Annotated in this window: 11 protein-coding genes and 1 tRNA gene; 2 read left to right on the forward strand and 10 right to left on the reverse strand. The window is 72.2% G+C overall.

Annotated elements, in window-relative coordinates; all coding sequences use genetic code 11:
* Positions 1-25: 25 nt before the first annotated feature.
* From CMS_RS12080 to CMS_RS12120, 9 genes are all read right to left on the reverse strand, one after another.
* Positions 26-100, reverse strand: a tRNA-Leu gene (locus tag CMS_RS12080).
* Between the two features lie 114 nt (positions 101-214).
* On the reverse strand, positions 215-1,702 hold the full coding sequence (locus CMS_RS12085) for an NAD(P)/FAD-dependent oxidoreductase (protein WP_012299721.1): 1,488 nt from the start codon (positions 1,700-1,702) through the stop codon (positions 215-217).
* Positions 1,703-1,739: 37 nt separating this feature from the next.
* A complete protein-coding gene (locus CMS_RS12090; protein ID WP_086935915.1) occupies positions 1,740-3,053 on the reverse strand; it encodes a S8 family peptidase in 1,314 nt (437 codons plus the stop codon).
* Entirely contained in the window at positions 3,050-3,565 is a 516-nt protein-coding gene (locus CMS_RS12095) for a DUF501 domain-containing protein (protein WP_012299723.1), read from the reverse strand. The genes CMS_RS12090 and CMS_RS12095 overlap by 4 nt, the downstream gene beginning before the upstream one ends.
* Positions 3,562-4,119, reverse strand: coding sequence for an FtsB family cell division protein (locus CMS_RS12100; RefSeq protein ID WP_012299724.1), 558 nt, complete (start codon positions 4,117-4,119; stop codon positions 3,562-3,564). Before CMS_RS12100 ends, CMS_RS12095 begins: the two co-directional genes overlap by 4 nt.
* Before the next feature lie 89 nt (positions 4,120-4,208).
* Positions 4,209-5,489, reverse strand: coding sequence for a phosphopyruvate hydratase (eno, locus tag CMS_RS12105; protein WP_012299725.1), 1,281 nt, complete (start codon positions 5,487-5,489; stop codon positions 4,209-4,211).
* 116 nt (positions 5,490-5,605) lie between these two features.
* A complete protein-coding gene (gene hisS / locus CMS_RS12110) occupies positions 5,606-6,913 on the reverse strand; it encodes a histidine--tRNA ligase (RefSeq protein ID WP_012299726.1) in 1,308 nt (435 codons plus the stop codon).
* Between the two features lie 12 nt (positions 6,914-6,925).
* Positions 6,926-7,561: a TetR/AcrR family transcriptional regulator gene (locus tag CMS_RS12115; RefSeq protein ID WP_012299727.1), complete on the reverse strand. Its 636-nt coding sequence runs from the start codon at positions 7,559-7,561 to the stop codon at positions 6,926-6,928.
* Between the two features lie 154 nt (positions 7,562-7,715).
* The gene (locus tag CMS_RS12120) at positions 7,716-8,516 is read right to left on the reverse strand and encodes a MazG family protein (protein WP_041464671.1); all 801 of its coding nucleotides are present in this window, start codon (positions 8,514-8,516) and stop codon (positions 7,716-7,718) included.
* 107 nt (positions 8,517-8,623) lie between these two features.
* On the opposite strand from CMS_RS12120, the gene CMS_RS12125 reads away from it, so the two are divergent.
* Positions 8,624-9,853 (forward strand): Na+/H+ antiporter NhaA, encoded by a 1,230-nt coding sequence (locus CMS_RS12125; protein ID WP_041464672.1) that lies wholly within the window; start codon positions 8,624-8,626, stop codon positions 9,851-9,853.
* A 348-nt stretch (positions 9,854-10,201) separates the two neighbouring features.
* Positions 10,202-11,119 (forward strand): hypothetical protein, encoded by a 918-nt coding sequence (locus CMS_RS12130; RefSeq protein WP_133064107.1) that lies wholly within the window; start codon positions 10,202-10,204, stop codon positions 11,117-11,119.
* Positions 11,120-11,160: 41 nt separating this feature from the next.
* Here the strand turns inward: CMS_RS12130 and mfd are convergent, their stop codons facing one another.
* Positions 11,161-14,793 carry a transcription-repair coupling factor gene (mfd, locus tag CMS_RS12135; RefSeq protein WP_012299731.1) on the reverse strand — a complete coding sequence of 1,211 codons (3,633 nt, stop codon included), beginning with the start codon at positions 14,791-14,793 and terminating at the stop codon, positions 11,161-11,163.
* Positions 14,794-14,854 lie beyond the last annotated feature (61 nt).

Here is a 14,854-nt window from a genome sequence, read left to right on the forward strand (position 1 = left end):
GGGATCGCAGGCGCCCAGCCAGCGGTGCCCCCGCAGGGACTCGAACCCTGACCTGTAGCGATTTTAAGTCGCCCGTCTCTGCCAATTGGACTACGGGGGCGTGGCGCCTCGGCGCTCCCGACAGCCTACGGTCGGCCGGCGGATCCGGTGCGCCCGGGCATGACGACGGCCCGCAGGCTCGAGCCTGCGGGCCGTCGTCGGTGGTGCGGGTGGATCAGGCCGAGGGCTTCTCGTCCGCGTTCTCCACGCTGGGCGACGAGCTGTAGCTGCCCGCGAGCGCCGGGGACTTCTCGCCCTCGGTGGGCGCGTCGGCCGTGTCGTCGGCGGCCTTCTTGGCGGGTGCCGCCTCCTTCTTCGCGGGAGCGGCCGGCGCGGCGTCCGCGGCGGGACGCGGGCGCGACGCGAACGTCTCGAACGCGGTGCGCGGGGTCTCGCGCGCCTCGAGCGAGACGATGTCGCGACCCCAGACCAGGTTGTTCACCCAGCCGGTGACGACGCGCGCCTTGCGCTCGAAGGACGGGATCGCGAGGCCGTGGTAGCCGCGGTGCATGACCCAGGCGGGGAAGCCCGTGATGCCGATCTTGCCGGACTGGAACGCGCCCTGGTACAGGCCGAGGCCCGCGACGGCGCCGAGGTTCTTGTGGAAGTAGTCGGTGACGCCCTCGCCGCGGAGGCTCGCGGTGAGGTTCTTCGCCATGAGCTTGCCCTGGCGCACGGCGTGCTGCGCGTTGGGCACGCAGAAGCCGCCGACGCCGCCGCCCGTGAGGTCGGGGGTGGCCGCCACGTCGCCGGCGCCCCAGGCGTCCGCCACGATGCCGTCGTCGCCCTCGACGCGACCGTCGGCGCGCACGCGCAGGCGCCCGCGCTCCTCGATCGGCAGGTCGGTGTTCTTGAGCATGGGGCTGGCCATGACGCCCGCGGTCCAGACGATGACGTCGGACTCGAACGACTCGCCGGTCGACAGCTCGACGACGCCGCCGACGGCGGACTTGAGCTGCGTGTCGAGGTGCACGTTCGCGCCGCGCTCGGCGAGGTTCTTCAGCACCCAGTGGCTGGTCTCGAGCGACACCTCGGGCATGATGCGGCCCATCGCCTCGATGAGGTGGAAGTGCGTGTCCTCGAAGTCGATCTCGGGGTACTTCTTCACGAGGTCGGTCGCGATGCTGCGCATCTCGGCGAAGACCTCGATGCCGGCGAAGCCGCCGCCGACCACCACGAAGGTGAGGAGGCGCTCGCGCTCGGGGCCGGCCGGCAGCGTGGCCGCACGGTCGAAGTTGGCGAAGATGCGGTCGCGGATGGCGACGGCCTCCTCGATCGTCTTCAGGCCGATGGCCTCGTCCGCGACGCCCGGGATCGGGAACGTGCGCGAGACGCTGCCCGCGGTGACGACGATGATGTCGTACGTGAACTCGTACGGCTCACCGACGGGCGGCGTGATGGTCGCGGTCTTCGACGCGTGGTCGATGCCGGTGACCTTCGCCGTCACGACGTTGGTGGTGCGGAGGTGGCGGCGCTGCGAGACGACCGCGTGGCGGGGCTCGATGGATCCGGAGACCACCTCGGGCAGGAACGGCTGGTACGTCATGTACGGCAGCGGGTCGACCATGGTGACCTCGGCCTCGCCGGATCGGAGGTGCGACTCGAGCTTCCATGCCGTGTAGAAACCGGCGTAGCCGCCGCCGACGATCAGGATTTTGGGCACGATGGATGACTCCCTGCAGGTTGTGGTCGAAATCAGGCTACCCCTTCCGGAGCAGCCGCCTGAAATGCCGCGTCGCCACGACGGCCATGGCTGCCGCGAGCGCCGCGAAGACGGAGAGGACGAGGGCGGGGATCCCCACCTGCCGGAGCTCGCCCGCGGTCGGCAGCGCGTCGGCCGCGGGGTCGGCGGTGGGCGCGTCGGCGGGCGTCGCGGGCGCGGCGTCCGGGGTGGCGGAGGCGGCCGGATCCGGCGTGGCGGCGGGAGCGCGGCGGTACAGGCGCACCCACTCCTCCAGGTCGCCGAGCGGCTTCCCGCTCGCGGGCGCGACGTCGGCCGTCACGGCGGCGGCCGCGTCCACGAGGCCGCGCCCGTAGATCTCCGGCTGGCCCTTCTGCTCGGCCGTCGCGAGCACGCGCTCCACGACGTCGTCGGCCTTCAGCTCCGGATGCGCGGCCCGCACGAGCGCGACCACGCCGGAGACGAGGGGCGCCGCGCCGCTCGTGCCGCTCCACTGCACGTACCGGCCGCCGGGCTCGACGCCGACGAGCTGCTCGCTGGGCGCGGCCACCGCGATGGTGATGCCCTGCGACGACGCGTCGAAGCTCGCGGCCCCCGCGCGGTCGACGCCCGCGACGGCCAGCACGCCGGGGATCGTGGCCGGCGCGCCGACCTCCGTGGTGCCGCTCCCCCGGTTGCCCGCCGCCGCGACGACCACGACGTCGTGCTGGTAGGCGTAGAGGAAGGCGCGATCCCAGCTCTCCGGCCAGTCGAGCGAGTTGCGGGTGAGGCTCATGTTGATGACCTGCGCGCCGTTGTCGACGGCCCAGCGGACGGCGTCGGCGATCTGCGCGTCCTCGTCCCGCGCGCCCGGGGTCGGGCCGCCGAGCGCGACCGAGACGCTGAGGACGCTCGCGGCCGGGGCCACGCCGATGACGCCAGATCCCGTGCCGGTGCCGCGGCCGGCGAGGAGCGACGCCACCATGGTGCCGTGCTCGCTCGAGGCGCCGACGGGCTTCGTTCCGTCCGTGGATCCGACGCCCGACACGTCGGTGCCGCCCACGACCGCGCCGCGCAGGTCGGCGACGGACGCGTCGACGCCCGTGTCGATGACGGCGACCTTCACGCCCTCACCTCGGGTGGTCTGCCACGCCTGCTCGATGCCGTAGTCGGCGAGCCAGTACTCGCGCTCGCGCACGGGATCCGCGTGGGCGGGCGTCGCGGTCGGCAGCACGGCGACGAGGGCGAGGATCCCGACGGCGGCCGCCCGCGCCACGCGGCGCGCGGGCCGCGTCGCCGGGCGCGGGCTGGAGGCGGGGATGCCGGACGCGCGGGTGCCCGACGCGCGGATCATGCCGCGTCGGGGTCGGCGCACTCGCAGACGTCCGGCGACCAGGACGCCCGGGCCAGCGCGATGTCGCCGATGGGGTTCACGCCCGGACCCGCGGCGAGCGCGTGGCCCGCGAGGGCGTGCAGGCACTTGACGCGCACGGGCATGCCGCCCGCGGAGACGCCCGCGAGCTCGGGCACCACGAGGATCGACTCGCGGTCGGCGAGGTAGGACGCGTGGGCGGCGGCGTACGCGTCGCGCAGCGCCTCGTCCTCCGCGAGGTCGTCCTGCAGCTCGGCCATGACGTGCTCCGCCTCGAGGTGCGAGATGGCGGTGGTGGCCGCGGGGTGGCACAGGTAGTAGAGCGTGGGGAACGGCGTGCCGTCGGTGAGGCGCGGGGCGGTGCTCACGACGGTGGGGTTGCCGCAGACGCAGCGGGCGGCGATCCCGACGACGTCGCGCGCGGGTCGACCGAGCTGGGCGGTGACGACGCGCACGTCGCGCTCGGACGGCGGGTCGAAGGGGGGTCGGGTCACTGGTCGCCTCCCTGGACGGATCCCTGGAGCTGGTCGGGCGGGGTGTCGCTGAGGGCGCTGGTGAGCGCGGATCCGAGCAGGGCCTGCACCCAGTCCTGCTTCGTCTCCTGCAGGTCGGCGCTGATGGGCGCGCCGTCGGGCGTGGTGGTCGCCTCCCCGGACGCGGCGGGCAGCCCGCGGACGAGGTAGCTCGTCTCGCCGGGCATGACGTAGAAGAGGCGATCCCGCACCTGGGCCTTGAGGAAGGCGGGGTCGTCGTAGCGGGCGCGCTGGTCCTGGAGCTGGGCGATGGTGCCCTTCTGGGCGTCCACCGCGCTCTGCAGGCTGCTGAGCTGCTGCCGCTGCTCGAGGTAGATGCGCAGGCCCGGGGCGAGCACCACGACCGTGAGGACGAGGAGCACGAGCACCATGACCGAGAAGCCGGAGAAGCGCATGCTGCGGAGCCAGTTGCCCGCGGGCGCGTCGCCGTCGGGCAGCGCCACGGGGACCCGCTCGGTGCGCGGGCGCGGCGCCCGGCGGGCGCGGAGGGTGTCGAGGCCGGGGAAGCGGGCCATCGGTCCTCCTTCGTGTGCGGGTCGGGTCGTGCGGGGGGCGGGAACGGCGATCCGCCCGCGCCGGGAGGGGCGCGGGCGGATCGGCCGGATCAGGCCTGGAAGCGCGGGAAGGCGCTGCGGCCGGCGTAGACCGCGGCGGCGCCGAGGTCCTGCTCGATGCGGAGGAGCTGGTTGTACTTCGCGACGCGCTCGCTGCGGGCGGGGGCGCCGGTCTTGATCTGGCCCGCCTCCACCGCGACCGCGAGGTCGGCGATGGTCGTGTCCTCGGTCTCGCCGGAGCGGTGCGAGAGCACGGTGGTGTAGCCGCTGCGCTGCGCGAGGCTGACCGCGTCGAGCGTCTCGGTGAGCGTGCCGATCTGGTTCACCTTGACGAGGATCGAGTTGGCGACGCCGCGCGTGATGCCGTCGGCGAGGCGCTTGGGGTTGGTGACGAAGAGGTCGTCACCGACGATCTGCACCTTGGAGCCGAGCTCGGCGGTGAAGTGGTCGTACCCGGCCCAGTCGTCCTCGTCCAGCGGGTCCTCGATGGTGATGAGGGGGTAGGACGCGACGAGATCGGCGAAGTACGCGGTGAGGTGCGCCGCATCCACCTTCTGGCCCTCGAACGTGTACGCGCCGTCCGAGTAGAACTCGCTGGACGCGACATCGAGGCCGAGCGCGATCTGCTTGCCCGCGGTGAAGCCCGCGGCGTCGATGGCCTCCATCAGCAGGTCGAGCGCGGCGCGGTTGCTGTCGAGGTTCGGCGCGAAGCCGCCCTCGTCGCCGAGGCCGGTGGACAGGCCCTTCTTCTTCAGCAGGCTCTTGAGCGCGTGGTACGTCTCCACGCCCCAGCGCAGGCCCTCGGAGAAGGTGGACGCGCCGACGGGCAGGAGCATGAACTCCTGGATGTCGACGTTGGTGTCCGCGTGCGAGCCGCCGTTGATGACGTTGAGCATGGGGACGGGCAGCGTGTGCGCGTTCGGGCCGCCGAGGTAGCGGTAGAGGGGCAGCTCGGCCGAGTCGGCCGCGGCCTTCGCGACGGCGAGGGAGACGCCGAGCAGCGCGTTCGCGCCGAGGCGGGACTTGTTCTCGGTGCCGTCGAGCTCGATCATCGTGGCGTCGATGATGCGCTGGTCGGCGGCGTCGAGGTCCTGGATGGCCGGGCCGATCTCGTCGACGACGGCGGCGACGGCCTTCTGGACGCCCTTGCCCAGGTAGCGGCCCGCGTCGCCGTCGCGCAGCTCGTACGCCTCGAACGCGCCGGTGGATGCGCCGGACGGGACGGCGGCGCGCGTGAACGTGCCGTCCTCCAGGAGCACCTCGACCTCGACGGTCGGGTTGCCCCGGGAGTCGAGGATCTCGCGTGCGTTGACTGCTTCGATGGCTGCCACGGAATGGTCTCCTTGCGTTGCGGTGAGGGGGTGGGAAGTCGGGTCCATCCTAGCCGCGGGGCCGTTCCGGGCCGCGGGCGGCGGGGCCCGCGCGCAGGTGTCGCGCAGGTGACGGATCAGCCGCGCGGGCCGCCGTCGAGCGGTCGCTCCTGCAGGCTGGCGGCGTCGCCCGTGTCGCCGTCGACGGCCGCGAACGTGCGGAATCCCTGCTGCTTGAGCGCCTCGAGGAGCGGCGCGACGTTCTTCGGCCGCGGCTCCAGGCGCACGCGCCGGCCCGACGCGACGAGCTCCGCCTTGAGGCGCGCGAGCACCCGCACCGGGGTGCGCCGGTCGTGCACGAGCGCGATGGCGTCGTCGTCCGCCGCCACGGGCAGGACGGCCAGGTCGACGATCCGCTCGAAGCCGATGGAGAAGCCGGCGGCCGGCACGTCCTGGCCGAGGAAGCGGCCGATCATGCCGTCGTACCGGCCGCCGCCGCCCACCGAGCTGCCGGAGGCGGGGTGCGCGATCTCGAAGATGGTGCCCGTGTAGTAGCCCATGCCGCGCACGAGGGTCGGGTCGAAGCGAAGCGTGACGCCGTCGGGCAGGCCGACGAGCGCGTCCGCGAGGGTCTCGAGGTCGGCGACCGCGTCGGGGTCGACGCCCGCGGGGAGGATCGCGGTGATCGCCTCGGTCGTGAGCGGCACGCCGCCGTCGGCGAGCGCGGGCTCGATGCGCTCGAGGATCCCGCCGAGCACCGCCGCCGCGTCCGCCCCGCCCTCGGCGAGCTCCGCGACGACGCCCGTCGCGCCGATCTTGTCGAGCTTGTCGATGCTGATGAGGGCCTGCGCCTGCCGCTCCGCCGCGAAACCGCAGGAGTCGAGGATCCCGGCGAGGATTCGGCGGTCGTTCACGCGGATGGTGCAGCCCGTGAGGCCGAGCGCCGCGAGCGTGGCCGCGGTGGCGGAGATCAGCTCGACCTCGGCCAGCTGCCCGGCCTCGCCGATGATGTCGATGTCGCACTGCATGAACTGGCGGTAGCGGCCCTTCTGCGGGCGCTCGGCGCGCCAGACGGGGGCGGCCTGGATCGAGCGGAACACGCCCGGCAGCTCCGCGCGGTGCGAGGCGTAGAAGCGCGCGAGCGGCACCGTGAGGTCGAAGCGGAGGCCCAGGTCGGAGAGCGCCAGCACGTCGCCCGCGTCGGCGGCCGCGTGCAGGTCGTCGCCCGAGAGGCCGCGCTTCAGCACCGAGTAGGCGAGCTTCTCGTTGTCGCCGCCGAGGCCCGCGTGCAGGCGTCCGGACTCCTCGACCACGGGCGTCTCGATCTCGTCGAAGCCGTGCGCACGGTAGGTGCGGCGGATGATGGCGAGCGCCTGCTCGCGTCGGGCCTTCTCGGCGGGCAGGAAGTCGCGCATGCCGCGGGGCGGCGTGATCTGCTGGGGCATCCCCCGATTCTGTCAGGCGGCGGGCGGCCGCTCCGGCGCCCCGGGCGACCCCTGCTCCTCGGCCAGGTCGAGCCACGGCTGGATGCGCGGGGTGAACGCGTCGATGAGGGCCTCGAAGCCGCGCATGGCCCGGTCGCGGTCGCCGGAGATCACGAAGTCGAACTGGAGGCCGTAGGACCCGGCCTGGAGGAGGTCGGCCGTGTCGAGGGCGACGTCGTCGGGGACGCCGTGGGCCAGCATCCACTCGAGCGCGAACCGGCGCCACGCGGAGACGCTCGCGATGGCATCCGGCCGGACGACGCCGTCGCGCGTGCGGAGGAGCGCGGCCTCGAACTCGAGGCGCTGGAAGTCGCGGTTGACGTCGGTGAGGCGCCAGCCCCAGGCCCGGGTGATCCACTCGCGGAGCTCGCCGGGGCCGATCTCCCGCGGGTCGCCCTCGACCATCTCGGCCTGGCGCTGGTCGACGGCGTCCATCGCGGCCTCGAGCAGCCGCTCCTTGGATCCGAAGTGGTAGACGAGCACGAACGTGCTCTCGCCGAGGGCGTCGGCCAGCCCGCGGAAGGTCACCGACTGGAGCGGGTGCGCGCGGAGGTGGTCGAGGATGTGGGCCAGCAGGTCCTGGCGGCGGTGCGGATCCGGAGCTGCCACGCCTCACCATAACGCCCGTGATGGACATGGGGCGAAGACCCGTACGGTGTGAGCGCCCAGATCTGTCCGTCGTCTCCTTCGGGTGGATGCGACGGACACGGCGGCCCGGGATCGGGTAAATCCCGGGCGACGCCCCCGCGGGCCGGACCTCGCCTCAGGCGCTCCGGCCCGCGCCGGGGGCCGTGTCGTCATCGGCCGCGGCGCCCGCAGAGCCCTCGCCCGCGGCGCCCCCGCCCGCGGCGCCCCCGCCCGCTCCGGCTGCCGGCTCGGCCGCGCGGATCTCCGCGGTCAGCGACCGCAGCGTCGTCCGCAGCGCGCGCTCCGCGTCGAGCCCCCGCGACCTCGCTGAGACCACGACCGCGAGCAGCAGCCGGCCGAGGTCGTCCTCGTCGTCGACCGGGATCGCGGCCGGTGCGTCCGCCTCGAGCAGCCCGACGCGCTCCGCCCGGCCGAGCAGCTTGTCGGCGAGGGCGAGGGACGGCATGCCCATCGGGATCCCGTCGACGACGCTCGTGCGCGCCGACTTCTCGCGGTCCTTAGCGGCGCCCCAGACGCGCAGGACCTCCTCGACGATGTCGGCGCGCTCGTCGCCGAAGACGTGCGGGTGACGGCGCACCATCTTCTCCGTCGCGGTGCGGGCGACGTCGGCGAGGTCGAAGCCCCCACCCTCGGTGCGCGCGATGTCGGCGTGGAACACGACCTGGAGGAGCACGTCGGCCAGCTCCTCGCGCATGCCGGGCACGTCGTCGGTCTCGATGGCCTCGACGAGCTCGTGGCTCTCCTCGAGGAGGTACGGGACGAGGGTCCGGTGCGTCATCCCGCGGTTCCAGACGCAGCCGTCGGGGGCGCGCAGGGCGGCCATGGCGGCGGCCAGGTCCGCGACAGCGTCGGCTCCCGAGGCGGCGGCGGATGCGGACGACGCGGCGGATGCGGACGGGGACGCGGGCTCGCTCATCCCGCCATCCTCGCACCGGCCCGCCGGTAGGCTGGTGGTCGGTGTGCCGGGAAGTCTGGTCGGCGGCGGGTGACCGTCTCCCCCTCCCCCGACCCCGGAAGGCCTCCATGACCTCCCTCATCCGCTCCGAGCGCGTCGCCGCCGGACTCCTCCTCCTGGCCGCCGTCGTCGGCCTCGTCGTCGCGAACACCCCGGCAGGGCCCGGCCTCATCGCGTGGGCCGACGGGCACCTCGCCGTCCCCGCGATCGGCGTCGACCTGTCGCTCCGCCACTGGGTGAGCGACGGCCTGCTCGTGGTCTTCTTCTTCATCGTCGCCGTCGAGCTCAAGCACGAGTTCCTGGCCGGCGGGCTGGACAGCGTCTCCGCGGCGCTCGTGCCCGCCATCGCGGCGGTAGGCGGCGTGGCGGTGCCGGCGGGCGTGTACCTCGCGATCACCGCGGGCAGCGGCCTCGAGCGCGGGTGGCCGGTGCCCACCGCGACCGACATCGCCTTCGCGCTGGGCGTCCTCGCGGTCTTCGGACGCGGCCTGCCCGCCGCCGTCCGCGTCTTCCTCCTCGCGCTCGCGGTGCTCGACGACCTCATCGCCATCGTGATCATCGCGGTCTTCTTCACGACCGACCTCGACGTGGGCGCGCTCGGCCTCGCGGTCGCGGGCGTCGTCCTGTTCGCGGTCGTGGGTCGCCTCGGCGTCGGGCGGACGGGAGCCGCACGGATCGCCGTGGTCGCGCTGCTGGTGCTCATCGCCCTGGTGACCTGGTGGGCGACGCTCTCCTCCGGGATCCACGCGACCATCGCGGGCGTCGCGCTCGGCTTCGCGCTCCCCCGCCTCTCGGGCCTCCGCGCGGCGCACGCGCTGGAGCCGGCCTCGAACGGCATCGTCCTGCCGCTGTTCGCGTTCTCCGCTGCGCTCGTGGCGATCCCCGCCGTCGGGCTGGCCGAGCTGGCCCCGGCGTTCTGGGGCATCGCGCTGGCGCTCCCGCTCGGGAAGCTCGTCGGCATCACGGCGGGCGGGCTGCTCGGGGCATGGGTCGCGCGCCGCCGGGGCGCTCCCAGCGGGCTCGCGGGGCGGGATCTCGTGACCGTCTCGCTCCTCGGCGGCATCGGCTTCACCGTCTCGCTGCTGATGAGCGAGCTCGCGTTCGCCGGCCTCGACGAGGTGCGCGACGAGGGCACGCTCGCGGTGCTGCTCGGCTCGGGCGTCTCGATCGTCGCGGCGGCCGTTACGCTGTCGATCCGGAGCCACCAGGCCCGCCGTGGAAGTGCGGCCGCGGAGGAGGACGACGCGACGCGCGACGACTTCCCGGCGCACGTGGACGGCGGGCCGGCCCCAAGCTGATCCTGGAGCGGCGTCCACTCGTAGACCGCCCGTGGAGGGGCGAACGCCGCCTCAGTGCTTAAGCGCGGACGGCTAACCCGCAACACGAGCTCGTGTCAATAGGCCCGAACGACCAAGACGACAGCCCATACCCTGACCTCTCAACCGTCGTGATGAGGAGAGCCCATGGAGCCAGCGAGACCAGCATCCCTACCCCAATCCCGTCGATTCATACATACGTTCGCGTTGGCCTCGATTGCGCCGTGCTTTTGGATAGCCGGGCTCGTGGTGAACATCGCATCTCCGAGTAGCGCTAGCGCGCTTCCTCAATTCGCATGGGTGTCGGTCTGGGGCGTGACCCTCGGGGACGTGACGACGAACTCGCTATTGTCCTACCTCGCAGTGACAATAGTCTTGTTTGGAATCTCGCTCGGAGGGCAATCGACCTTCGAGGACCAGAAGCACCAAGAACGCGTGAGACGCAGCGTTGGCGCCGTCGGCGTGTTGATGGCAGTCGCGGCTCTCGTCCTCACGACCTTCGCCGTCGGGGCGACATTCAGTGATGTGCGGAGAATCCCCGCGCTTGTCGTGATACTCCCTGCAGCCGCCACTTGCTGGCTGCTCGGCATGGAGGTCGGCCGCTTCGTCGTACCCGATCACGAGACCCAGCTGACCGGGACGGCTGCCAGCTTGTCCAAGGCAGAGGATCGTCTTCGTCGAGTCGAAAGCTCGATCCCCGAGGCAGCCAGCGTGAAGCCGCCGCTATGGATAATACTCGGCCACGCATTCGCCTTTTCGGTCATTGCAGAATTAGCCATCGAACAAAAATCCGAGAATACGTGGGTCATCGCATGCGTAACTTTCGTCGGCATGGCGATGGGTCTCATTGTCTTCACACAACTCGGCGCAGGTTCCCTCGGGGTCGAGAGCCAGTTGGCCGCCTTCGGCATGTGCGCAATGGCTTTTATCCTCTACGCTGTGCTTCTTTCCATGTTCAACATCATCGCCCTCTTCACCAGCGAAGCTCCAGTCGAATGCATAGCCGTTCTGTACGGCGCGGAATTGCTGGTTCCAATACTCTGCTCACACTTGTGGCGAATGCTCCCTGAGGCTCTGTTCACGGCCTCCCTCTCCGGCGCGATGGCCTGGGTATTTCGGAACGACTCGCTCAGGACGGTCCGAAATCTGACGAGGAGACTCAATGACCTCGAGCGTCTTCGCGCAACCGCAGCACCGAAAGGCCTCCGTGAACGGCTACGCGCGGCCGGACGGACCTTCGTGAGTTGAGACTTGACAGATGATGAGGACTATGACGACAAAAGGAGGGATCACGCCTTGGGGGCGGACTCCTTCGCGGCCGGCGCCGGCTCGACGGTGAAGACCGCGTCGAGCAGCTGGCGCACCCAGTCCACGAGCTCGGCGTCGGGCAGCGGCTCGCCGTCGCGCTTGGGCAGCGGCACCGTGACGGCGTTGGTCTGCGCGAACAGCCGGCTGCCCGGGTACATGCGCTGCAGCCGCACCTGCTTGCTGTCGGCGAGGTCGGCCGGAGCGATGCGCAGGTTCCGGCCCATCGCGACGACCTCGCTGAGGCCCGCCCGCTGCGCCACGCGGCGCAGACGCGAGACCCGCACGAGGTTGTCGACCTCAACGGGCGGCTCGCCGTAGCGGTCCGACAGCTCCTCGATGACCCGGTCGATCTGGTCGTCGGTGGCCGTGGGCGAGGCCGCGGTGGAGAGCTTCTGGTACGCCTCGAGGCGCAGCCGCTCGCTGTCCACGTACTCCTCGGGGATGTGCGCGTCGACCGGCAGCTCGAGCCGCAGCTCGGTCTGGCCCTCCGCGACGTCGCCGCGGAAGGTCGAGACGGCCTCGCCGATCATGCGCAGGTACAGGTCGAAGCCGACGCCCTGGATGTGGCCGGACTGCTCGCCGCCCAGCAGGTTGCCGGCGCCGCGGATCTCGAGGTCCTTGAGCGCGACCTGCATGCCGGATCCCAGCTCGTTGTTCGCCGCGATGGTGGACAGCCGGTCGTGCGCCGTCTCGGACAGCGGCTTGTCGGCGTCGTAGAGGAAGTACGCGTACGCGCGCTCCCGCCCGCGGCCGACGCGCCCGCGCAGCTGGTGCAGCTGGCTGAGGCCATACTTGTCAGCCCGGTCGATGATGAGCGTGTTCGCGTTCGCGATGTCGAGGCCGGTCTCGATGATGGTGGTCGAGACGAGCACGTCGAACTTGCGCTCCCAGAAGTCGACGATGACCTGCTCCAGCATCGCCTCGCTCATCTTGCCGTGGGCGACGGCGACGCGCGCCTCGGGCACGAGCTCGGCGAGCTCCGACGCGACCCGGTTGATGCTCGAGACACGGTTGTGCACGAAGAACACCTGGCCCTCGCGCAGCAGCTCGCGGCGGATGGCGGCGGCGATCTGCTTCTCGCTGTTCGGCCCCACGAACGTGAGGATGGGGTGCCGGTCCTCCGGCGGCGTCGCGAGCGTCGACATCTCGCGGATGCCCGTGACCGCCATCTCGAGCGTGCGCGGGATGGGCGTGGCCGACATCGCGAGGATGTCGACGTTGGCCTTCAGCTTCTTCAGCGCGTCCTTATGCTCCACGCCGAACCGCTGCTCCTCGTCGATGATGACGAGCCCCACGTCCTTGAACGCGATGCTGCCCGTGAGCAGGCGGTGGGTGCCGATGACGACGTCGACCGAGCCGTCCTCCAGCCCCTTCACGGTCTCGCGCGACTCCTTCTCCGACTGGAAGCGGCTGAGCTGACGGAGGTGCACGGGGAACCCGGCGAAGCGCTCGGAGAAGGTCTCGAAGTGCTGCTTCACGAGCAGGGTCGTGGGCACGAGCATCACGACCTGCTTGCCGTCCTGCACGGCCTTGAACGCGGCGCGCACGGCGATCTCGGTCTTGCCGAAGCCGACGTCGCCCGAGACCAGGCGGTCCATGGGGATGGGGCTCTCCATGTCGCGCTTGACCTCGTCGATGACGGTGAGCTGATCCGGCGTCTCCATGAAGGGGAACGCCTCCTCGAGCTCGCGCTGCCACGGGGTGTCCGGCGGGAAGGAGTGGCCGCGCGACGCCATGCGCGCCGAGTAGAGCTTGACGAGCTCGACCGCGATGTCGCGGACGGCGCGGCGCGCCTTGCCCTTGGCCGCGGCCCAGTCGCTGCCGCCCATCTTGCTGAGGCTCGGCTCCTCGCCGCCGACGTAGCGGCTGAGCAGGTCGAGCTGGTCGGTGGGCACGAAGAGCTTGTCGCCCGGGTAGCCGCGCTTGGAGGGCGCGTACTCGATGACGAGGTACTCGCGCCGCGTCTTCACGGTGTCGCGGCCGCCCGAGGAGACCTCGCGCTGGGTGAGCTCCACGAACTTCCCGATGCCGTGCGTGGTGTGCACGACGTGGTCGCCGGGCTTGAGCTGCAGCGGATCCACCACGTTCTTGCGCCGCGTGGCGAGCTTCTTGACCTGGCGGCTGTCGTAGCCGGCGGCGCGCCCGTAGAACTCGCTCTCGGTGAGGAGCGCGAGCTTGACCTCGGGCATCTCGAAGCCCGCGTCGATGGCGGAGCGGAGCAGGTAGGCGATGCCGGGCTCGGGCTCGGCCGGGAACTCCTCGACCACGCGCGCCGGGACGCCCGCGTCGCGGAGCACGGTGTCGGCGCGCTCGACGAGGCCGGATCCCTGGGCCACGACGCCCACGGCCCACCCGGCCGCGAGGCGCTCGCGCACGTGCTCGATGGCGCCGTCGGCGTTGCCCGCGAAGCTCGGCACGGGATCCGCCTGGATGCGCACGGTCATGACCTCGTCGATCCCGAGGTCCTCCGGCAGCACGTCGGTGGCCTGGAAGCCGGAGAGGGTCCACCAGCGACGCGGGCCGCGGGCGTCGCGGAGCCTCCCCAGCGAGAGGAAGTCGCCGGACGCGAGGTCGATGGGCGCCTGCGCGCCTGCGGTCGCGGCGTTCCAGGCGGCGTCGAGGAACTCGCGGTTGGTGTCGGCGAGGCTCTGCGCGCGCGTGGACACGCGCTCGGGCGAGACGACGGCGATGGCCGCGTCCACCGGCAGGTAGTGCGTGACCGGCACGAGCCTGTCGACGAGCGCGGGCGCGAGCGACTCCATGCCCTCCACCGGGATGCCCTCCGCGATCTTCGCCAGCATCTGCTGGAGGTTCGGGAACTCGTGCTGCATCTCGCGGGCGCGCTGGCGCACGGGCGCGCTCAGCAGCAGCTCGCGGCTCGGCGGCAGCTCGACCGAGGTGATCTCCTCCTCGAGGGACCGCTGGTCGGCGACCGCGAACGGCCGCATCTGGTCGACCTCGTCGCCGAAGAACTCGACGCGCACGGGGTGGTCGGAGACGGGCGGGAACACGTCGAGGATGCCGCCGCGCACCGCGAACTCGCCGCGGCGCGTGACCATGTCGACGCGCGAGTACGCGAGGTCGACGAGCCGGACGGCCAGCTCGGAGAGGTCGTGGCCGCGGCTGCCGGTGGCGAGCTGCACGGGCGCCAGCTCCGTGAGGTTGTCGGCGACGGGCTGGAGGGCCGCGCGCACCGAGGCGACGATGACGAGCGGGCGCACCTGGTCGGCCGGCACCTCGCGCGCGCCCTGGCCGAGCGCGGCATGCCACTGCTCCATGCGGCGCAGCGCGTGGATGCGCTTGCCCACGATCTCGGCGCTCGGGCTCAGCCGCTCGTGCGGCAGCGTCTCCCACGCGGGGAACTCGAGGATCTCCGCGTCCGGCAGCACCGCGTCGAGGCTGCGGCGCATGCCCTCGGACTCGCGGCCGGTGGCGGTGACGACGAGCAGGCACCCCGGGATGCCGCGCTGGATGCGCTGGCGGAGGAGCCCCGCGAGCAGCGGCCCCTGGAGCCCCTCGGTGAGGGAGAAGTCGGCGTCGCGGGAGGCCGATGCGAGGGCGTCGTCGAACGTGGAGGCGCGCGAGAGCGCCGGGATCAAGCCCTGGAGGATCACCAGATGATCGTACGCGCCGCCACCGACAGGGCCGCCTCCGTCCGCCGTGGGCGGACGCGGG

Origin of the sequence: Clavibacter sepedonicus (assembly GCF_000069225.1) — a bacterium.
GTDB lineage: Bacteria > Actinomycetota > Actinomycetes > Actinomycetales > Microbacteriaceae > Clavibacter > Clavibacter sepedonicus.

Excerpts from the sequence above, each read along its gene's own strand:
- CMS_RS12090 (WP_086935915.1), bottom strand. The coding sequence starts at position 3,053 with ATGATCCGCGCGTCGGGCACCCGCGCGTCCGGCATCCCCGCCTCCAGC.
- CMS_RS12100 (WP_012299724.1), bottom strand. The coding sequence starts at position 4,119 with ATGGCCCGCTTCCCCGGCCTCGACACCCTCCGCGCCCGCCGGGCGCCG.
- hisS (WP_012299726.1), bottom strand. The coding sequence starts at position 6,913 with ATGCCCCAGCAGATCACGCCGCCCCGCGGCATGCGCGACTTCCTGCCC.
- CMS_RS12120 (WP_041464671.1), bottom strand. The coding sequence starts at position 8,516 with ATGAGCGAGCCCGCGTCCCCGTCCGCATCCGCCGCGTCGTCCGCATCC.
- CMS_RS12125 (WP_041464672.1), top strand. The coding sequence starts at position 8,624 with ATGACCTCCCTCATCCGCTCCGAGCGCGTCGCCGCCGGACTCCTCCTC.